We start from the raw sequence: 20,217 nt of genomic DNA, 5'->3' as shown, positions 1-20,217 counted from the left end.
CCCACAAGGAGAAGCTTGATGGCAGACGAGAAGAAACCGAGCGACACGATGTCGCTGGCCATGCTCGAGGACATGGCGACCTGCGGCCTGGAGACGACCTGGGACCGCTACGAATCCCAGCTCCCCCAGTGCGGCTTCGGGCGCAGCGGCCTGTGCTGCCGCCACTGCAACATGGGCCCATGCCAGGTCAACCCCTTCGGCGGCGAGCCGAGAACGGGCGTGTGCGGCGCCGACGCCGACACGATTGTGGCCCGCGGCTTCCTGCGCACCATCGCGGCCGGCACCTCGGCCCACAGCGACCACGGCCGCGCCGTGTGCGAGCTGGTGATCGCCACCGCCAAAGGCGAGGCTCCCGGCTACGAGATCAAAGACACGAAGAAACTCCACTCCATCGCCCTCGCGATGGGCATTGACCCCAGCGGCAAGAGCAAGGAGGACCTGGCCCTGGCCGTGGGCGAGCTGGCCCTGGCCGAATTCGGCAAGCCGCACGGCCACCAGATCATGACCCAGCGCGCGCCCAAACCCCGCCAGGAGCTGTGGCGCAGGCTGGGCATCACCCCCCGCGCCATTGACCGCGAGGTGGTCGAGGCCATGCACCGCACCGGCATGGGCGTGGACCAGGACTACCACAGCCTGCTCCTCCACGGCCAGCGCGTGAGCCTGGCGGATGGCTGGGGCGGCTCGATGCTCGGCACCGAGCTTCAGGACATCCTGTTCGGCACCCCCAAGCCGGTGCTCGGCGAGATCAATCTGGGCGTCCTCAAGGCCGACAAGGTCAACGTCATCGTCCACGGCCACGAGCCGATCCTCTCGGAAATGGTCGCCCTGGCCTCGCAGGACCCCGAACTGCTCAAGGAGGCCGAGGCGGTGGGGGCGAAGGGCATCGTGGTGGCCGGCATCTGCTGCACGGCCAACGAATTGCTCATCCGCCACGGCATCCCCGTGGCCGGCCACATGAAGATGCAGGAACTCGCCATCGCCACCGGCGCCGTGGATGCCATGGTGGTGGACGTGCAGTGCATCATGCAGGGCGACGTGGCGCTGGCCGCGAAGTTCCACACCCGCTGCATCACCACGAGCCCCAAGGCGCGGATTCGCGGGGCGACCCACATCGAGTTCGAGGAGCACCACGCCCTCGACACGGCGAAGAAGATCGTGCGCGAGGCCATCGCTGCCTTCCCGAAGCGCGACCAGGCCCGGGTGAAGATCCCCAGCGAGGCTTCCCCCGCCATCGCCGGCTTCAGCCACGAGGCCATCAAGTACATGCTCGGCGGCAGCTTCCGCGCGTCCTACCGCCCGCTCAACGAGAACATCATCAACGGCCGCATCCGCGGCGTCGCAGGCGTGGTGGGCTGCACTCAGCCGAAGATCGCCAAGGGCGAACAGCCCTACCTCGAGCTGGTCAAAGAGCTGGTGGCCAACGACGTGCTCGTCGTCGAGACCGGCTGCGCGGCCCTGGAGTGCGGCCGCAGCGGCTTCCTGCTGCCCGAGTTCATGGAGGCGGCCGGCCCCGGCCTCCGCGAAGTGTGCGAAACCGTCGGCATGCCCCCCGTCCTCCACGCCGGCTCGTGCGTGGACAACTCGCGCATCCTCATCGCCTGCACCGAGATGGTGCACGAGGGCGGGCTGGGCGACGACCTGAGCGCGCTGCCCGTGGCCGGCGCCTGCTTCGAGTGGATGAACGAGAAGGCCATCGCCATCGGCCAGTACTTCGTCTCGTCCGGCGCCTTCGTCGCCTTCGGCATCACGCTGCCCGTCTACGGCAGCCCCAACGTCGTGAAATACCTCACGCAGGATATCGAGGCCGAGACGGGCGGCAAGTGGGCCTTCGGCCTCACCCCCAGCGGCATGGCCGCGGCCATGATTGACCACATCAATGCCAAGCGCACCGCCCTGGGCATTGACAAGCCCGGCGAGCGTGTGCTCTACGACATGGAGGCGAGGCGGCAACTGAAGTTCTAGTCCAAAGTCGAAAGCCGGCATGCAACGGCCAGGCTTTCGGGTTTGGGGCTCTGGACTTTCGACTTGTGACTTTCGACTCGCGACTTTCGACTAGGAGGTTCGGATGTCCCGCATCATCGCCACCGCGGCCATCAACGGCGCCTACACGCTGGTCGAGAAGGCCGAGCGGGCTCTCGAAGAGGCCCTCGGCTCGCACCCCGAGAGCGCGGCGGTCGAACTGCCCAACACAGGCTACTACCTGCCCATCATCTACGGCACCACGGGCGAAGAGGTGAAGACGCTGGCCGACTGCCGCCGCGTGCTCAAGAGCGCCCGCGAGTTGCTGCCGCCCAAGGTCAAGGGCGAACACTGGGTGCCCTACCTCGGCCACACGCTCGACGCCGGCATGGCCACGCTGTGGGCCGAAGAGATCTACGAGGCCCTCAAGTACATTGACCCCGACAAGTGCCCCTACACGCGCACGGCGGCGCCCACCGACGGCAATATCTGGCTCGGCGCGGCCGACGACGTGATCATGCGTGAGCGCGGCATCGAGTTCGTGGACGGCACGGCCCCCGGCTTCGCGGCCATCGTGGGCGCGGCGCCCGACAACAAGACTGCCGTGAACATCGCCCGCGAGCTTCAGGAAAACTCGATCTACGTCTTCATGTGCGCCGAAACGGGCGGCAAGAGCTTCGCCGAGCAGCTCGCCGAGGAAAACGTGCAAATGGGCTGGGAAACCCGCCTGGTGCCCTTCGGCAAGGAGATCTCGGCCGCCACCTTCGCCCTCGGCTTCGCCGCCCGCGCCGCCCTGTCGTTCGGCGGCGTGGCGCCCGGCGACTTCCGCCGCATGCTCCTCTACAACAAATACCGCGTCTTCGCCTTCGTGCTCGCCCTCGGCCACGTGACCGACGAGTGGTACGCCACGGCCGCGGGCGCCATCAACTACGGCTTCCCCGTCCTCGCCGACACTAACATCCCCGCCATCTTGCCCACGGGCGTCTGCCTCTACGAGCACGTGGTGCCCAACGTCAGGCACGACGAGATGGTGAAGCGCGCCTTCATCGTTCGCGGACTCAAGGTCGTGCCATCGTCGGTGGACATTCCCGTGCGCTTCGGCCCCGCCTTCGAGGGCGAGCGCATCCGCAAGGAAGACATGCAGATCGAAGCCGGCAACCCCAAGGTGGACTTGCCGTGCTTCGAATACGTGCGCACCCTGCCCACCGACACGGTCGAGGACGGCAGGATCACCGTCGTGGGCAAGGAGGTGGATGGGTTCAAAGAGGGCGAATGCATCCCGCTCGGCATCCTCGTCGAGGTGTCGGGCGCCAAGATGCAGCACGACTTCGAGCCGATCCTGGAGCGCCAGATCCACACCTTCCTCAACTGCGCCCAGGGCCTGTTCCACATGGGCCAGCGCGACTCGAACTGGATTCGCTTCTCCAAGGAGGCCTTCCAGGCGGGGCTGCGCCTCAAGCACATCGGCACCATCCTCCACGCCAAGCTGCGCGAGGAGTACTCGGCCATCGTGGACAAGTGTCAGGTGACCATCTTCACCGAGAAGGCCGAGGTCGAGCGCGTGCTGGCCGAGGCCCGCGCCGCCTACGCCGAGCGCGACGCCCGCATGGCCGGCATGACCGACGAGTCGGTGGACGTCTTCTACTCCTGCTCGCTGTGCCAGAGCTTCGCGCCCAACCACATCTGCATCATCACGCCCGAGCACCCCGGCCTGTGCGGCGCCTACAACTGGCTCGACGGCCGCGCCGCCTACGAGATCGTGCCCACCGGCCCCAATCAGCCCGTGCCCAAGCAGAACGCCACCGACGAGCGCCTCGGCCAGTGGGAGAGCGTCAACAGGTTCGTCTTCGAAAAGTCCAACCAGAAGCTCGAGCGCTTCAGCGCCTACTCGATGATGGTGGACCCGATGACGAGCTGCGGCTGCTTCGAGTGCATCTCGGCCGTGCTCCCGATGACGAACGGCATCATGATCGTGGACCGCGACCACCCCGACATGACGCCCTGCGGCATGAAGTTCTCCACCCTCGCCGGCTCGGTCGGCGGCGGGAACCAGACGCCCGGCTTCCTCGGCCACTCGAAAATGTACATCAGCTCCAGAAAGTTCATCTCGGCCGACGGCGGCTTCAAGCGCATCGTCTGGATGCCCAAGAAGCTCAAGGAGACCGTGCGCGAGCGCCTCAACGCCCGCGCCGCCGAAGAAGGCATCGAGAACTTCGTGGACATGATCGCCGACGAAACCGTCGGGACCACCGAGGAGCAGGTGATGGAGCACCTGGCCAAGGTCGGCCACCCGGCCACGACGATGGACCCGATGTTCTGAACCAGCTACAAGCGGCAGGCCACAGGCCAGAAGAGCGGGGTTCCGAAGCTTGTAGCCTGCGGCTTGCCGCTTCCTCTTGAAAGGAGAGTGCCATGGCTCTGACGGCGATGGACATCTTCAAGCTGCTACCGCGCACGAACTGCCGCAAGTGCGGGCAGCCGACCTGCCTGGCCTTTGCCATGCTGATCGCGCAGAAGAAGGCCAAGCTCGAAGAATGCCCCGATGTGAGCCAGGAGGCGAAGGACAAGCTCGGCGCCGCCGCCGCGCCGCCCATCCAGCTCGTGGCCATCGGCACGGGCGCCAAAGAGATCAAGATCGGCAACGAGACCCAGCTCTTCCGCCACGACGAGAAGTTCCACTACCCCTGCGGCATCGCCATCCGCGTGTCCGACAAGCTCGACGACGCCGCCCTGGCCGCCAGGATCGAAAAAACCAACAAGCTCCAGTTCGACCGCGTCGGCCAGCACCTCAAGGTGAACCTCCTCGCACTCGAGAACGAGAGCGGCGACCCTGCCACGTTCGCCAAGGCGGCCAAGGCCATCGCCGACAAGAGCGAGTACGCCCTGGTCCTTATCACCGGCTCGGCCGCCGCCATGAAGGCTGCCGCCGCCCCCATCGCCGCCCAGAAGCCGCTGCTGTGCGGCGCCGACGCCACGAACGCCGAGGCCATGGCCGCCGTGGCCAAGGAGCTCAAGTGCCCGTTGGTCGTCAAAGGCGATGGCCTCGAAGCCACGGCCGACCTCGTCGAAAAGGTCAAGAAGGCCGGCGCCGACCAGATCGTCATTGACCCCGGCGCCCGCGACATCAAGGGCACGCTCCAGGCGCTTACCCTCCACCGTCGCGCCGCCCTCAAGCGCCAGTTCCGCCCGCTCGGGCATCCGCCCATCGCCTTCGCCACCGAGGCCGACCCCTTCGACGAGATGATGCAGGCGACCACCTACCTGCTCAAGTACGCCGGCATTGTGGTCATCCGCGGCGACGAGCCCTGGCAGGTGCTCCCGCTGCTCACCGCGCGCCAGAACATCTACACCGACCCGCAGAAGCCGATCCAGGTCGAGCCCAAGCTCTACCCGATCGGCGAGCCCGGCGACAACGCGCCCGTCATGTTCACCACCAACTTCTCGCTCACCTACTACAGCGTCGAGAGCGAGGTCGAGGCCAGCCGCGTGCCCTCGTACATCCTCGCCGTCAACACCGAGGGCCTCTCGGTCCTCACCGCCTACAGCGGCGACAAGCTGAACGAGAAGACCATCAAGGACGCGATAGACAAGAGCGGCGTCGCCGACAAGGTGAAGCACCGCAAGCTCATCATCCCCGGCTACGTCGCCGTCCTCTCCGGCAAGATCGAAGAGGCCACCGGCTGGCAGGTGCTCGTGGGACCCAAGGAGGCCTCGTTCATCCCCAAGTTCCTCCAGCAGGTGTGGACGAACCAGTGAGCACTGCACCTAGCTCGATGGGGCGGATGGGACAGACTGGACCGATAGGACGCCAGCACGCACGGCATCCCATCTGTCCTATCGGCCCTATCCGTCCCATCCCACGTGATGGCTCGCGCCTCAGGTAGACCCCATGCCCGACAAGTCTCCCATCTGCCGCGTCCACTTCTCGCCCGACGATCGCACGGCCGACGTCGAGCGGGGCGAGACCATTCTCGCCGCGGCCCAGAAGGCGGGGCTATACATCTCGAGCCTGTGCGGGGGCGACGGCATCTGCGGCAAGTGCCGCGTGATCGTGCGCAGCGGCCCCATCCACTCCAAGCCCACCACGCTGCTCGATCGCGACGAAATCCGCCAGAACTACGTGCTGGCCTGCGAGTCCACCGTGCACGGCGACCTCGAGGTCGAGATTCCGCCCGAGACGCGGCTGGAGGAGGGGCAGATTCTGGGCGACGAGGATGCCGAGCGCTTCGGCATGCTCTCGCTCATCGAGGGCGCCGGCTTCCCCCACGACCCCCTGGTGCGCAAGTACCACCTGCCCCTCGAACGCCCCAGCCTCGACTCGCCCCTGGCAGGGCACGAGCGCCTCTACCAGGCGATCCTCAAGCACGAGCCCGAGGCGAGCCTTCAGACCGGCTTCGCCGTGCTGCGCGAATTGAGCGGCATCCTCACGGCCAGCGGCTACGACGTCACCGCCACCATCGGCCGCCGCGGCGCCACCACTGAGGTCGTCCAAGTCGAGCCTGGCGACACCTCGGGCCGCAACCTGGGCCTCGCCATTGACATCGGCACCACCACCGTCGTGGTGCAGCTCGTGGACCTCGTGAACGCGCGGATCGTGGACAGCGAGGCGAAGTACAACTCGCAGATGAAGCACGGCGAGGACTACATTCGCCGCATCATGTTCGCCGAGGAGCATGACGCGCTCGACGAGCTTCAGCGCCTGATCGTCGGCGACCTGAACGAACTGATCGAAATCCTCGTGCGGCGCAACAAGATCGCGCCCACCGACATCACCTGCGTGGTCGCCGCCGGCAACACGGCGATGATCCACTTCTTCATCGGTCTCGACCCAGTCGGCATCCGCAAGGAGCCGTACATTCCCGTGGCGAACTTCGTGCCGCCCCTGCGCGCCGCCCAGGTGGGCCTGCGCATCAACCCGCGCGGCATCCTCTACACGCTGCCCAGCGTGGCCGCCTACGTGGGGGCCGACATCACCGGCGGCGCCGTGGCCATCCGCCTCGACGAACAGCCCGACCTGTGCCTCTTCATTGACGTGGGCACCAACGGCGAGGTGGTGCTGGGCAATAGGGACTGGATGGTGTGCTGCTCGGCCTCGGCCGGGCCGGCCTTCGAGGGCGTGGGCGTCGAGTACGGCATGCGGGCCGCCCGCGGGGCCATCGAGCGCGTGCGCATCACCCCCGGCTGCGGCGTGCTCGTGCAGACCATCGGCAACCGACCGGCCCGCGGCCTCTGCGGCTCGGGCCTGCTCGACCTGCTCGCCGAGATGTTCCGCGCCGGCATCCTCGGCCGCAACGGCCGCTTCCAGCCCAGATGCAATGCGCGCCAGCTCGTGCAGGACGACGGCAGCCTGAAGTTCATCGTCGTCCCCAAAGGCCAGACGGCGGTGGACGACGACATCGTGATCACCCAGGCCGACGTGAGCAACCTCATTCGCTCCAAGGCCGCCATCTATGCGGCCATCTCCACCCTCGTGAAGTCTGTGAACGTGGAGATGGGCGACATCCGCCACATCTACCTCGCCGGCGGTTTCGGCAACTACCTCGACATCCGCAACGCCATCACCCTGGGCATGCTGCCCGACGTGCCGCCCGAGCGTATCCACTTCGTGGGCAACACCGCAGTGGCCGGCGCGCGCGCCGCGCTCCTCTCCGAGGAGGCCCTCGCGCGCATCGAGCGCGTCGCCCGCATGATGACCTACGTGGACCTGATGACCAATCCGAAGTACATGGACGAGTTCGTCTCGGCCAACTTCATCCCGCACACAGACGTCGAGAAGTTCCCCTCCGTCGCCGTGCCGCGCAACGACCCGGTCAGCGCAGCGAAGTAGGACGTTCAGCCGTGGCCTGTCGAATCGCCATCTGCGGCAAAGGGGGAGTGGGCAAGAGCACGTTCGCTGCGCTCGCCGTGCGCTGCCTCAGCGAGCAGCGCCAGCGCCCCGTGCTGGCCGTGGACGCCGACCCCAACGCCACGCTGGGCGCGATGCTGGGCGTCGAAGTGGACGCCTCGGTCGCCGACATCCGCGAGGAGACGCTCGAGAAGAAGGACGCCATCCCCAGCGGCATGTCGAAGGACCAGTTCGTCGAGTTCAAGATTCAGCAGTGCATCTCGGAGCACAAGGGCTTCGACCTCTTGACGATGGGCCGCCCCGAGGGGCCCGGCTGCTACTGCTTCGTCAACAGCCTGCTCCGCCGCTACCTCGAGCGCGTGGCCGACGACTACCCCTACGTGGTCATTGACAACGAGGCCGGCATGGAGCACCTCTCGCGCCGCACCGACGGCGCGGTGGACCTGATGCTCATCGTCACCGAGCCCACCGTGGTGGGCGCCGACACCGTCCAGCGCATCGCCGCGCTGGCACGCAAGCTGCACATCACGGTCAAGAAGAAGGCCGTCGTGCTCAACCGCGTGCCGCCGGCCGGCGTGCCCGAGGCCATCCGCGAGCGGATCGCCGCGGCGCGGCTGCCCATCGCCGGCGAAATCCCTGTGGACGCGGGGATCGCCGAGGCCGCCGCGGCCGGCCGCTCGCTCCGCGAACTGCCCGCCGACAGCCCCATGTTCGCCAGCGTGTGCCGTATCCTCGGCCAGGAAGTCCCCGGCCGAACCAGCGTGAAGAGGGGTTAGCCCAGGAAACATGCACTCTTGCAAGGAGGAGACGGAATGCCGCTTCCCGCACTGAAGGACAGTTACCCTGCCGGCGTCAACGTGGTCACCCTGGGCGCCACCCGCGACCAGGGCGGCACCCGCACCGTCGTCCACCAGATCGGCGGGGCCAAGACCCTGCCCTTCATGGACAGCGACGGCGCCGTGGGGCACAAGGTGCTCATCGCCATGGACGTGCTGGACGTGGCCCCCGAGGGCTGGCCCGACACGCTCAAGGCACCCTACGGCGACGTGCTGGGCAACCCCGCCGCCTGGGCGAAAAAGTGTGTCGAGGAGTTCGGCGCCGACCTCATCTGCGTGAAGCTCGACGGCATTGACCCCGACGGCGCGAACCGCTCGGCCGACGAGGCCGTGGCGGCCGTGCGAGCCGTGCTCGGCGCCGTGGGCGTGCCCCTCATCGTCTGGGGCTGCGGCATTGACGCCAAGGACAACGAGGTGCTGCCCAAGATCAGCGGTGCCACCAAGGGCGAGCGCATCCTCATCGGGTGCGCCAAGCAGGACAACTACAAGCGCCTCGTGGCCTCCTGCATCGCCGACGGCCACAACCTCATCAACCTCGCGCCTCTCGACATCAACATCGCCAAGCAGGTGAACACGCTCGTCACCGAGATGGAACTGCCGGCCGACCGCATCGTGATGTTCCAGACCTCGGGCGCCCTCGGCTATGGCATCGAGTACGCCTACTCGATCCAGGAGCGCCAGCGCCTGGCCGCCCTCGGCGGCGACAAGATGATGATGATGCCGGTCATCTGCGACGTCGGCTACGAGGCCTGGCGCGCCAAGGAGGCCCGCATCCCCGACGCCGAGGCCCCCGAGTGGGGCGCCCAGGCCCTCCGCGGCCCCATGTGGGAAGCCGCCACCGCCATCGCGTTGGCCCAGGCCGGATGCGACATCCTCCGCATGCGTCACCCCAAGGCTGTCGCCGCCGTCAAGAAGGCGCTCAAGGGCTTGCAGGGGTGATACCCAAGCCCTGTGGGACCGGTGGGACCCGTGCGACCCGTGGGTCCCATCTGTCCCACGAGTCCCACGGGTCGCACAAGTCCCACCCCTGAAAGGAGCACGTGCATGATCGCGGTTGCGGAACGCATCAATGGCATGTTCAAGGACGTTCGCAAGGCCATCCAGAAGAAGGACAAGGCCGTTATCGCCGACCTCGCCCAGCGTCAGACCGAGCAGGGCGCGCGCTACCTCGACATCAACGTGGGCACCGCTGCCGCCGACCAGGAAGCCGCCATGCGCTGGCTCGTGGACTGCGTGCAGCAGGCCTGCAAGACCCCCATCGCCCTCGACAGCCAGAAGCTCCCTGTCATCCAGGCCGGCCTCGAAGTCACCGACGGGCGGCCCCTCATGATCAACTCCATCAGCGGCGACCCCGAGAAGCTCGACGTCTACATGCCCCTCGCCGTCCAGCACAACGCCGCCCTCGTGTGCCTCACCATCAACGTCGAGGGCGTGCCGCAGAACATTGACAAGCGCGTCGAAATCGCCATGACTATCGTCGCCAAGGCCATGGAACACGGGCTCGAGATGCCCAAGGTCTTCATTGACCCCATCGTGCTCCCCGTCACCGTGGACCAGAAGCAGCCCCTCTACATCTGCGAGGTCATCCGCCAGATCAAGACCGTCCTGTGCGACCCCGCCCCCAGCACCATCGTCGGCCTCTCCAACATCTCGCAGGGCACCAGCCAGCGGCCCCTCATCAACCGCACCTGCCTCGTCATGCTCCAGGCCTACGGCCTCGATGCCGCCATCATTGACGTGCTCGACACCGACATCATGGACGCCGCCATCTCGGCCGACGTCCTCATGAACCGCATCATCTATAGCGACAGCTACCTGAAGTCTGCCCGCATGTGAGCGCGCCCTCGGGCGCCTCTCGGCACGCTTTGGCAAGAGGGAGCCGGGGCCTCGTGTGCCCTCGCTCCCTCGCTTCTTTGGCCCTCGACGGAGGAGCCGGGCATGACGCAGCGCCGTCTCGCCCTCCCGTGCTGCCTGGCGGCCAGTCTGGCCGCCACCGCCCTGGCCACGCAGACCGCCTTCTGGCGGCCCTATGAGGCCGACGCCGAGACGCATCTGCTGCTGCGCTTCGACCCGCCCGATCCCTCCCAGGCCATCGGCGAGACGGGCAAGGCCGAACTTGTCGGCGACGCGGCCGCCGCACCCGAAGGCCGTTTCAGCGGTGCGCTCAAGCTCTCGGGCAAGGGGGCCATGAAGGTCGCGCCGAAGAAGCCCTACCTCGGCGGCACTGTGGCCATCGAGGCCTGGCTCAAGCTCGAACGCTATCCCGACAGGACGGCCTACATCGTCCACAGGCCAGCCGTCGTGGACACCGATGCCCGTTACGACCCGAAGGTGGACAGGACGAAGGGCTTCGGCCTCTTCGTGGATGCCCAAGGTGCGCTGCACCTGGAGACCACGAACCTCTACTATGGGCGCCGCACTGTGACCTCCAGCCCGCCGGGCGTCGTGCCCCTGGGCAAGTGGGTTCACGTGGCGGGCATCTCGGCGGTCTATCGCCGCCTCTACCTGGATGGCCGCGAGGTGGCCTCTGTGGGCATCCAGTGGGGCGAAGGGCTCGCTGTCCACGGCGACGAGGAGGCGGAGCCCTGCCCCCTCTTCATCGGCAACGACGCCGCCGGCTCCGCCGGTCTCGTCGGGCTTCTCGACGAGGTGAGGATCCACCGCAACGTCTTCCGCCTCTGGGAGCGCGAGAACACGGCCTGGACGCGCCGCACCGCGACCTGGCCCGTGCCGATCTCAGAACCTCTGTTCCTCACCGGGCACCAGCCGGCCGTCTACCTGCCGCTGGATGAGACCCTCATCCCCACGTACGGCCCTCCCGAGCTCAAGGTGGGCGGCGCCAAGACCCGATTCGCCGAGGGCGTGCGGAACCAGGGCGTTGTCGGCGGCCTCACCCTCTCGGCCCCCGGCCTCCTCGACCTCAATCAGGGCTCGCTCGAGTTCTGGTTCCAGCCCTATGGCGTGAACAACTGGTCGGATCGCAACCGCGGCTTCGTCTCGATCGGCTGGGGCTTCACCCTTTACATCTTCAACGGCGGCGACCCGGGGCGGCCCCTCTCGCTGTACTACGCCAACCCCCAGGGCGGCCTGGAGTTCCTGAACGTCGAGGACGACTTCTACGAGGGCCGCTGGCGCCACGCGGTCATCACGTGGCGGGGCCGCGAGGTGTGCCTCTACCTCGATGGCCGCCTCGTCGCCCGCTCGACCGCGGCCAGCCTCGCCACACCCGGCAACAAGGGCGTCTCCGACACCATCCAGTTCGGCGAGGCCATTGTGGACGAGGTCTTCGTCTACCGCAAGGCCCTCCTGCCCGAAGAGGTGGCCAACGCCTTCTGGCGCTATCGCGACCCCTCGAAGCTGAACCGCGAGGTGCGGCTCGCCCCCGTCGAGATCGAGGGCATGTTTTTCCCCAGCAGTCGCAAGCTCCACTATCGCCTCATCCCGAACGCCGAACCCTCCACCCTTCAGCAGGTCGTTCTCACACTCAAGTCCCCCACGGGCAAGGAACTTCTCCGCAAGAAGGTGACCTTCAGCGCCGAAGCATCCTGGCTTGAGCTCCCGCGCCTCGGCGAGGGCCTCCACTCGCTTGTCGCCTCGGTGGTTGACCAGACGGGGAAGACGACGGAAGGCGGGGCCTTCACCTTCGATCACAAGGCGTTCCCGTGGGCGGGCAGCGAACTGGGGATCACGGACGACGTCCATCCACCCTTCACGCCCGTGGCGGCCAGGTGGCAGGAGGCATCGGTCGTGGGCCGCACGCACCAGATGAATGGCTTCGGCCTTTGGGAATCAGTGGTAGCCAATGGGAGGGAACTCCTCGCTGCGCCCATGAGTCTGCGCTGTTGGATGGGGGGAAACGAGAGGAAGTGGGACAAAGCGGGTGGTAAGTTTACGAGCACAGGGCGCACTCAGGCTGTGTTCGAGGCGACAGGCGCTGCGGCTGCCCTGAAACTCGCCACGAAGTCCACTATCGAGATGGACGGCTGCATGCGGGTGGAGATGACGCTCTTGCCCGGCCCGAAGCCCGATGAGATCGAGCGCCTGTGGCTGGACATTCCGCTCAAGGCATCGGAGGCACGGCTGCTGCACGAGACGACCGACACGCTCCGCCAGAACTTCGCGGGCGCCGTGCCCGAAGGTCAAGGGGTCGTGTGGGACAGCCGCAAGGGGCACCGCGGCAAGAGCTGGCGGAACGCCTTCACCGCCTACATCTGGCTCGGCAACCCCAATCGCGGCCTCGCCTGGTTCGCCGAGAACGACAAAGGGTGGGTCACACGCAAGGACCACAAGGAGCCACTCCAGGAGGTCATCCGCGAGGGCGACAAAGTGATCCTGCGGGTCCACTTGATCAACCAGCCGGTGACGCTGAAGGAGCCGCGGACGCTCGTGTTCGGCCTTCAGGCCTCGCCGACGAAGCCGATGCCGGGCGGCTGGCGGGCCAAGCTGCCAGACCTGCCCACCGGCCTCGCCGTCGTGCCCTTCGGCGGGCTGTGCTGCTCGTACCAGACCCCCTATCGCAACAATTGGGCGATTGCCGACAAGATCGCCGAGGCCCGCGCGACCGGCAAGGTGGACGCCGACTGGTTCGCCGCCTACGACAAGCAGCACAACCCGCCCCCCGCCCACGGCACGTGGCCCTGGCTGGGCAGCGTGATGCACTTCGCCGGGCGGGCGAAGGATGTGGGGCCGAACCGCCCGCTCACCGTCTACCAGGAGGAGATGGCCGGCTGCACCGCCCGCGACGAGTGGAAGGTCTACGCCGACGAGTGGACCGTCGAGCCCTTCGCCTTCCGCCGCGGGCCGCTCACGCAGCCCGACGAGAGCATCTTCCGCGGCGGACGCAACACCGGCCCCGCCGCAACCGTCAACTTCTGCCGGAGCTACCAGGACTTCGGCTGCTACGTAGCCAATGAGTGGCTGAAGCGGGGGATGAGCCTGTATTGGGACAACACGTATCCGCGTTCGAGCATGAACCCCCTCACCTCTGCGGCCTATGTGACCGAGGACGGCACGATTCAACCCGCTGTGATCCTCTGGAACCAGCGGGAATACCAGAAGCGCGTGTGGAACCTGCTCCAGGAATGGCGGAAGAAGCGCTCCGAGCCGCTCGAATGGGTGAACCACATGACCAACACCCTCGTCCTGCCGATTCACACCTGGGCGACGGCCAACCTCGACCACGAACTCGGCTCGGCCCAGCCGTTCAGCCCCGAATGGCTCCAGGCCGAGACCATCGGCCTCCAGACCGGCAACTACCCGCTCACGCTCTATCCCGTCACGGGGACGACCAACAAGGTCTTCGAGAGGGCAGGACCGCCTGAAGGCGGGACTCCGAGCGAGCTCCAGTACCGCGCCGAATGGGGCATGAGGATGGTCCACGAAATCCAATCCAACGGCGGCAAGCTCTACGACCTCGTCCGCCAGTTCGGCTACGGCACCGACGCGGTGACGGTGCACAACTACTGGGCCGACGAGCCCGTGCTGGGCGTCGAGCCGGCCCAGGTGAAGTGGATCGTGCTTGCGAAGCCGGCGGCCCGCGAGGCGCTCGTCATCCTGGCCAGTTGGGCGGCCGACGACGTGAAGGCGGCCGTGCGCCTCGATGCGTCGAAAGTGCGCCTGCCCGCAGGCAAGCTGTCCGTGGCCGATGCCGAGCACGGCTCCGCGGTTGACCCCGCCGCCACGATGCTGGCGGGGCCATATGGGGTGAAGGTGCTGCGGGTGCCAACCGAATAGGACGGATATGACCTTCGAGAAGGTGTTCACTCGGAACCCTATCGGTCCTATCACACGATAGCAGGAGGTGTTCTCGATGGGTGCCAAAGAGCTCTACGACCGGTATCTCATCACCAGCATGGTCGCGGGCTTCGAGCCGATCGAGGTGGTGCGGGCCGCGGGCTGCACGGTGACGGGCGCCGACGGGCGAGAGTATCTCGACTGCTTCAGCGGCATCGCCGTGGTGAACGCGGGCCACGGGCACCCGAAGGTGCTCGCCGCCGCGCGCGAGCAGATGGAGAAGCTGGTGCACTGCTGCACCTACGTCTACTACAACCCCCGCGCCGCCGAGCTGGCGAAGCGGTTGGCCGAGGTGACGCCTGGCGCCCTTCAGAAGAGCTTCTTCGGCAACAGCGGCGCCGAGGCCATCGAGGGGGCCGTGCGCCTCGCCAAGCAGTTCACGAGGCGGCACGAGTTGGTGGCGCTCACGGCCAGCTTCCACGGCCGCACCGTGGGCACGCTCTCGATCAGCGGCAATCGCGGCCGGAAGAAAGGCTTCGGCCCCTACCTGTCGGGCGTGGCTTTCGCGCCCGCGCCCTATTGCTACCGCTGCCCGCTGAAGCTGAGCTACCCGGCCTGCGGAGTTGCTTGTGCCGAGGCGATGGCCGACGTGCTGCGTTACCAGACCGCGGGCGACGTGGCCGCCTTCGTGGCCGAGCCGGTGATGGGGGAGGGGGGCATCATCGTCCCCCCGCCTGAGTACTTCCAGAGGGCCGTGGAGATCGTCCGCAAGGACGGCGCGCTGTTCATCGCCGACGAGGTGCAGTGCGGCTTCGGGCGCACGGGCAAGCTCTTTGCCATCGAGCATTACGGCGTGGAGCCCGACATCCTGTGCCTGGCGAAGGGCATCGCCGACGGCTTCCCCCTGAGCGCCTTCATCGCACGTCCCGGCGTGGCCGACGCTTTCGCGCCCGGCGATCATCTCTCGACGTTCGGCGGCAACCCCGTGTCGTGCGCGGCGGGCCTCGCCAACCTTGACGTGATGCTAGGCGAGCGGCTGCCCGAGCGGGCCGCCGAGCGCAGCGACCAGTTGATGCGCCGCCTCGCCGCTCTCCGCGGCAAGTGCCCGCTCGTCGGCGACGTGCGCGGCAAGGGCCTCATGGTCGGCATCGAACTCGTCCGCGACGCCGCGAAGACCCCCGCCGACGCCGAGGCCCGCGAGGTCCGCCGCGTCTGCCGCGAGGCCGGCGTGCTCGTCGGCCTGGGCGGTGTGTTCGGCAACGTGCTCCGGCTTCAGCCGCCGCTCGTCGTCTCGCCCCAGGAGGTTGACCGCGCCGCCGACGTTCTCGCCTCGGCCCTCGGCGCCGGGTAGGCGGCGTGCGGGGCCGCTGGGCTGAGGGGCAACCGTCGCGCCTGCGAGGCCCGGCCGGGCAGGGTGCCTGCCCGCCTCCTGCGCGGTGCGTGCCCGCCCCGGACACCCTCGCCCCGGCTTCACTGCCCCGCTTGACACGCCGCACGGGGCGGCATACACTCGCTTCTGGCGACGTTTCATATTCCCGCTGCCGATGCTTGGGTACCGGAGAGCACGCATGTGCAGTGGAATCAGGCTTGTGCTCGTGTTCTGCGCGATGGCCCTATGCACTTGCTGGAGCGCGGCCTCGGCCGGCGAGACCGCCGCGGCGGCGGGGGCCGGCCCCGTGATGTCCCAGGCGCCCGTGGGCGTCGAGGACCTGGGCTTCGAGGAGATCGTGTTCGTCAAGCGCAAGCCCTATTCGTCCGACCACTACTACACGGACATCAATAACGGCACCAGCCCCGACCGCTTCGTGCCCGAGAACGGCATCTACATCTACAACGTGCGGACCAAGGCGGAACGGCCCGTGGTGACAGCTGCCGCCCTGCCCGGCGGCAAGGGCTTCATCGGCAAGATCAGCCTGTCGTTCGACGCGAAGCGGGTGCTCTTCGACTTCCGCGAGAACCCGGGCGCCGGCTTCCGCATCTGGGAGGTGGGCATTGACGGCAAGGGGTTGCGTCAGGTGTCGTTCCCGCCCCCCGATGAGGCCGAGAAGGTGGCCCGCTGGAACCGCGGCTGGCACACCGACGACATTCACCCCAACTACCTGCCCGACGGCCGGATCGTCTTCTCCTCCACCCGCTCCGAGTGCACCGTGCTGTGCGGCGGCTCGTCGCACCTGGTGGCGCCCACGCTGCACCGCATGGCCGCCGACGGCACGAACGTGGAGCAGCTCACGCGCAGCCCCGTCAGCGAGTTCTGCCCCATCGCCCTCGACGACGGCCGCGTGATGTACCACCGCTGGGAATACGTGGACAAGGGGGCGCGCGTGGCCAAGACCATCTGGTCCATGAACCCCGACGGCAGCCGGCCGCAGGAGCTCTACGGCCTCGCCGACGACGACACGACCATCTACATGTACCCCATGCCCCTTCCCGGCAGCCACAGCCGCTTCGTGTGCGTGGGCACGTGCCATTTCCCCCAGGGCGGCTGCCTGGGCCCCATTCTGCTTGTAGACTACGGGATGGGCATGCGCGAGCGCGGGCCCGACCCCAACGAGCCCGGCTTCGTGCGCGGCGACACCCGCTATCCCGTCGTCAACATCACGCCCCACGTTTTCATCGCGCGCCGTTCGGAGCCCGGCTGGCACTTCCTGACCGCCGACGGCAACTACGTCCACGACCCGGAAGGCAGGAAGGGGCACCTCTACGCCACCCCGTACCCGGTGAGCGACCGCAGGTTCCTGGTCTCATTCAAGGCCAACCCCGCCGATCACTACAAGGCCGTTCCCAATGCGTACGCCCTGTACCTGATTGACACCGAGGGCGTTCATCGAAAGGTCCACGCCGACGCGGCGCTCTCGTGCTGGCATCCGCTGGCGCTGGTGCCCCGAGCCGTGCCGCCCGTGCTGGAGCCCGTGCGCGACCCGCGCTACGCGGCCGCCAACCAGGCCCTGTGCGTGGTGGAGAACGTGTACCAGGGCATGGACAGCGTGGCCCCAGGCGAGGTGAAATGGCTACGCGTCAACGAGGTCGTGCCGCGCTACTGGTCCACGGGCCGGCGCTGGGGCACGTCGCTGAGCAGCTCGAGCTGGAAGGCGGCCCTCTGGCCGCGCGTCCAGTGGGGCGTCGTGCCTGTCGAGGCGGACGGCTCGGCCCACTTCGTGGTGCCGGCCGGCCGCAGCCTGTTCTTCCAGGCTCTGGACAAGGACTTCCGCGAGGTCCAGCGCGAGCGCACGTACGTGAACTACGCCGCCGGCGAAGTGCGCTCGTGCACAGGCTGCCACGGCCAGCACAGCCGCACCGCCGCCGTGCGCACCGGCGGCACGCCCCTGGCTCTCGGCCGCCCGCCGAGCCTCCTCCAGCCCCAGCCGTGCGACCTCCAGGAGAACGGCGGCGACGGCCTGGCCGGCCAGGTGATCCACTACCCCACCGACATACAGCCCATCCTCGACGCCAAGTGCGTGTTATGCCACGGCGCCAAGGAGCCCGCCGGCGGCCTCCGGCTCACCGGCGAACTGACGACGTACTACAACACCTCCTACGAGCAACTCGCCAGCAAGCAATTGGCCGGCCCGATCATTCCCGAGTTCACCTCGTTCAACCAGGGCGACCGTGGCAACTACAACGGCGCCGCCCTGCCGCCCAAGAGCCTGGGCTGCGCCCAGAGCACGCTCATGGCCGTTCTCACCGACCCCAAGCACGCGAAGAACGCCAAGGACGACCACTCGAAGATGCTCACGGCGATGGAGCTGATGCGCCTGAGCCGTTGGGTGGACAGCAATTACCAGTTCTACGGCAGCTACTTCGGGCGGCATCACCCCCACTGGGCCGACAAGCCAGACCCAGCCGTTCCCGCCTACAACCCGGCCGACTTCCGACGCAAGGCGACCTTCGAGGAGGCCATCAGCTTCCTGGCTCCTCCCTGGCATCGCTAGGTGATGCCAGGGCAGGCGTCTTCTGCGGCGGGCGGCTCCCTTGGCCGTCTCCATGGGGCAGTTGACAAGCTGGCCCCGAATGGCTACCCTGAAAGGACAGGCAGGGTGCCAGAAGCTCGGATGCGACAGCGTCCGCCACGCGCGCTGGCGCAGGAGCCGATGCTTCTGGGCCGAAGCAGGAAAGGCAGAGCATGGCTTCGTTGACCTGGCAGACCGCAGAAGGCGAGCGCCGCTTCCGGCTGGGCGTGGAGACACGCATCGGGCGCGCCCCGCAGAACGACATCTGCATCTCCGACGCGGGAGTCTCCGGGGTCCACGCCCGCATCGTCCGCCAGGGCGCCGCCTGGATCCTGGAGGACTGCGGGAGCCGCAACGGGACCTTTGTCAACGACGAACAGCAGAAGCGCTGCGTCCTGCGCGACGGCGACCTCGTGGGCATCGGGAACGCGGACCTGACGTTTCACTCCAGGGACACCGCGGACGACGCGAACGAGGAGATGCTCACCGACGCCTCGACCATCCTGTGGCGCAAGGGCGATTCGGTCGCTCCGGCCCCTCAGGGCGCGGCCTCGAAGATGGAAGGCGATGCCACCCGCCTCCGGCGCCTCGTGCGCACCGATGTGGACTACAACGCCGTAGGCTCGGTCGACTCTCTGCGCTACACCACGATGGCGCTGCCCCAGGCCAACGAGGACCCGCGCCAGCTCGCCCGACGCCTCCTGGCCGCCTACGAGATCTCCCGGGCCACCACGGGAACCCTCGGCACCTCCGAGATTCTGGACCGCGTCCTCGGCGCGCTCTTCGAGATTTTCGGCGTCGCCGATCGCGCGTTCATCGTCCTCGTGGACCCCCAGAGCCGGGAGGTCCACACGGCCGCCGCCCGCTGCCGCATCAAGGGCCGGGCCGCCGACGCCGGCATCTCCCACACCGCGCTCGAGCGCGCCATGCGCGAGCGTGCCGGCCTCCTGTGCCGCGATGCGGCCGCCGACGAGCGCTTCGCCGGCTCCCAGAGCATCGTCGGCCTCGGCATCCGCTCGATGATGATCGCGCCTCTCGTGTTCCGCGACGAGGTGCTCGGGGCCGTGCACATAGACACGCTCAAGGGCATGCACAGCTTCACCCAGGCCGACCTCGAGCTGCTCACCTTCGCCGCGAACCAGGTGGCGGGCTGCCTCGCCAACGCCCGCCTCCACGAGAAGGTCGTGGCCTCCGAGCGCCTCGCTGCCGTCGGCCAGACCCTCGCCGGCCTCACCCACTGCATCAAGAACATCCTCCAGGGCATCAAGGGCGGAGCCTACATCCTCGACAAGGGCCTCCACTCGCAGGACATGGCACGCATCCGCACCGGCTGGGAGATGGTCTCCCGCAACAACAGCTTCATGGAAGACCTGGTCTGGGACCTCCTGACCTACTCCAAGCAGCGGCAGCCCGAGTATGCCGAGGCCGATCTCGGCGCCCTGTGCTCCGAGATCTGCGAGCTCACCGCCGCCAGGGCCGAGAACGCCAACGTCACCTTCTCGATCCAACTCGACCCCGCCCTGGGCCCTGTGGAGGTAGACCCGCGCGGAATCCGCCGCTGCCTGCTCAACATCATCACCAACGCCATTGACGCCTGCGCCGCCTCCGGCGGCACGGTCACCGTGCGCACCCAGGCCCCCACGACCGACCCCTTCGTCCGCGTCACCGTCAGCGACACGGGCTGCGGCATGTCGCCCGAGACCCTCGCCAAGCTCTTCACCGTCTTCTTCAGCACCAAGGGGTCGAAAGGCACCGGCCTCGGGCTCCCCGTCACCCAGAAGATCATCGAAGAGCATGGCGGCCGCATTGACGTCGCCTCCGAGATCGGCAAGGGCACCAGCTTCACCCTCTGCCTCCCGCTCCGGCGGCAACGCGACACACAGAAAGTATGAGGGCA

11 protein-coding genes are annotated in these 20,217 nt (G+C 67.7%); all 11 read left to right on the top strand.

The window, feature by feature from the left end:
• The first annotated feature begins 18 nt into the window (after nucleotides 1-18).
• The 11 genes from cooS (at nucleotide 19) to PLE19_12195 (ending at nucleotide 20,212) form a co-directional block, all read left to right on the top strand.
• On the top strand, nucleotides 19-1,962 hold the full coding sequence (cooS, locus tag PLE19_12245) for an anaerobic carbon-monoxide dehydrogenase catalytic subunit (GenBank protein HPD15717.1): 1,944 nt from the start codon (nucleotides 19-21) through the stop codon (nucleotides 1,960-1,962).
• A gap of 103 nt (nucleotides 1,963-2,065) precedes the next feature.
• Nucleotides 2,066-4,279 (top strand): acetyl-CoA decarbonylase/synthase complex subunit alpha/beta, encoded by a 2,214-nt coding sequence (gene acsB / locus PLE19_12240; GenBank protein HPD15716.1) that lies wholly within the window; start codon nucleotides 2,066-2,068, stop codon nucleotides 4,277-4,279.
• A gap of 92 nt (nucleotides 4,280-4,371) precedes the next feature.
• On the top strand, nucleotides 4,372-5,715 hold the full coding sequence (acsC, locus tag PLE19_12235; GenBank protein HPD15715.1) for an acetyl-CoA decarbonylase/synthase complex subunit gamma: 1,344 nt from the start codon (nucleotides 4,372-4,374) through the stop codon (nucleotides 5,713-5,715).
• A gap of 133 nt (nucleotides 5,716-5,848) precedes the next feature.
• Nucleotides 5,849-7,786, top strand: a complete 1,938-nt coding sequence (locus PLE19_12230; protein HPD15714.1) for an ASKHA domain-containing protein — start codon at nucleotides 5,849-5,851, stop codon at nucleotides 7,784-7,786.
• Nucleotides 7,787-7,797: 11 nt separating this feature from the next.
• The gene (locus PLE19_12225; GenBank protein HPD15713.1) at nucleotides 7,798-8,580 is read left to right on the top strand and encodes an AAA family ATPase; all 783 of its coding nucleotides are present in this window, start codon (nucleotides 7,798-7,800) and stop codon (nucleotides 8,578-8,580) included.
• A gap of 36 nt (nucleotides 8,581-8,616) precedes the next feature.
• Nucleotides 8,617-9,579: an acetyl-CoA decarbonylase/synthase complex subunit delta gene (locus PLE19_12220; GenBank protein ID HPD15712.1), complete on the top strand. Its 963-nt coding sequence runs from the start codon at nucleotides 8,617-8,619 to the stop codon at nucleotides 9,577-9,579.
• A 105-nt stretch (nucleotides 9,580-9,684) separates the two neighbouring features.
• A complete protein-coding gene (locus PLE19_12215) occupies nucleotides 9,685-10,476 on the top strand; it encodes a dihydropteroate synthase (protein HPD15711.1) in 792 nt (263 codons plus the stop codon).
• Nucleotides 10,477-10,578: 102 nt separating this feature from the next.
• Nucleotides 10,579-14,373 (top strand): DUF6067 family protein, encoded by a 3,795-nt coding sequence (locus tag PLE19_12210; GenBank protein ID HPD15710.1) that lies wholly within the window; start codon nucleotides 10,579-10,581, stop codon nucleotides 14,371-14,373.
• A gap of 76 nt (nucleotides 14,374-14,449) precedes the next feature.
• Nucleotides 14,450-15,724 carry an aspartate aminotransferase family protein gene (locus PLE19_12205; protein ID HPD15709.1) on the top strand — a complete coding sequence of 425 codons (1,275 nt, stop codon included), beginning with the start codon at nucleotides 14,450-14,452 and terminating at the stop codon, nucleotides 15,722-15,724.
• Between the two features lie 217 nt (nucleotides 15,725-15,941).
• The gene (locus tag PLE19_12200) at nucleotides 15,942-18,302 is read left to right on the top strand and encodes a hypothetical protein (GenBank protein ID HPD15708.1); all 2,361 of its coding nucleotides are present in this window, start codon (nucleotides 15,942-15,944) and stop codon (nucleotides 18,300-18,302) included.
• A gap of 191 nt (nucleotides 18,303-18,493) precedes the next feature.
• A complete protein-coding gene (locus PLE19_12195) occupies nucleotides 18,494-20,212 on the top strand; it encodes an ATP-binding protein (protein HPD15707.1) in 1,719 nt (572 codons plus the stop codon).
• The last annotated feature ends 5 nt before the right edge of the window (nucleotides 20,213-20,217 follow it).

This window comes from Planctomycetota bacterium (genome assembly GCA_035384565.1).
Taxonomy (GTDB): Bacteria; Planctomycetota; PUPC01; order DSUN01; family DSUN01; genus DAOOIT01.
Note: the sequence above shows the minus strand (reverse complement) of the source record. Positions and strands in the feature narration are given on the sequence as shown.

Excerpts from the sequence above, each read along its gene's own strand:
- cooS (HPD15717.1), top strand. The coding sequence starts at position 19 with ATGGCAGACGAGAAGAAACCGAGCGACACGATGTCGCTGGCCATGCTC.
- acsB (HPD15716.1), top strand. The coding sequence starts at position 2,066 with ATGTCCCGCATCATCGCCACCGCGGCCATCAACGGCGCCTACACGCTG.
- acsC (HPD15715.1), top strand. The coding sequence starts at position 4,372 with ATGGCTCTGACGGCGATGGACATCTTCAAGCTGCTACCGCGCACGAAC.
- PLE19_12230 (HPD15714.1), top strand. The coding sequence starts at position 5,849 with ATGCCCGACAAGTCTCCCATCTGCCGCGTCCACTTCTCGCCCGACGAT.
- PLE19_12220 (HPD15712.1), top strand. The coding sequence starts at position 8,617 with ATGCCGCTTCCCGCACTGAAGGACAGTTACCCTGCCGGCGTCAACGTG.
- PLE19_12215 (HPD15711.1), top strand. The coding sequence starts at position 9,685 with ATGATCGCGGTTGCGGAACGCATCAATGGCATGTTCAAGGACGTTCGC.
- PLE19_12210 (HPD15710.1), top strand. The coding sequence starts at position 10,579 with ATGACGCAGCGCCGTCTCGCCCTCCCGTGCTGCCTGGCGGCCAGTCTG.
- PLE19_12205 (HPD15709.1), top strand. The coding sequence starts at position 14,450 with ATGGGTGCCAAAGAGCTCTACGACCGGTATCTCATCACCAGCATGGTC.
- PLE19_12200 (HPD15708.1), top strand. The coding sequence starts at position 15,942 with ATGTGCAGTGGAATCAGGCTTGTGCTCGTGTTCTGCGCGATGGCCCTA.
- PLE19_12195 (HPD15707.1), top strand. The coding sequence starts at position 18,494 with ATGGCTTCGTTGACCTGGCAGACCGCAGAAGGCGAGCGCCGCTTCCGG.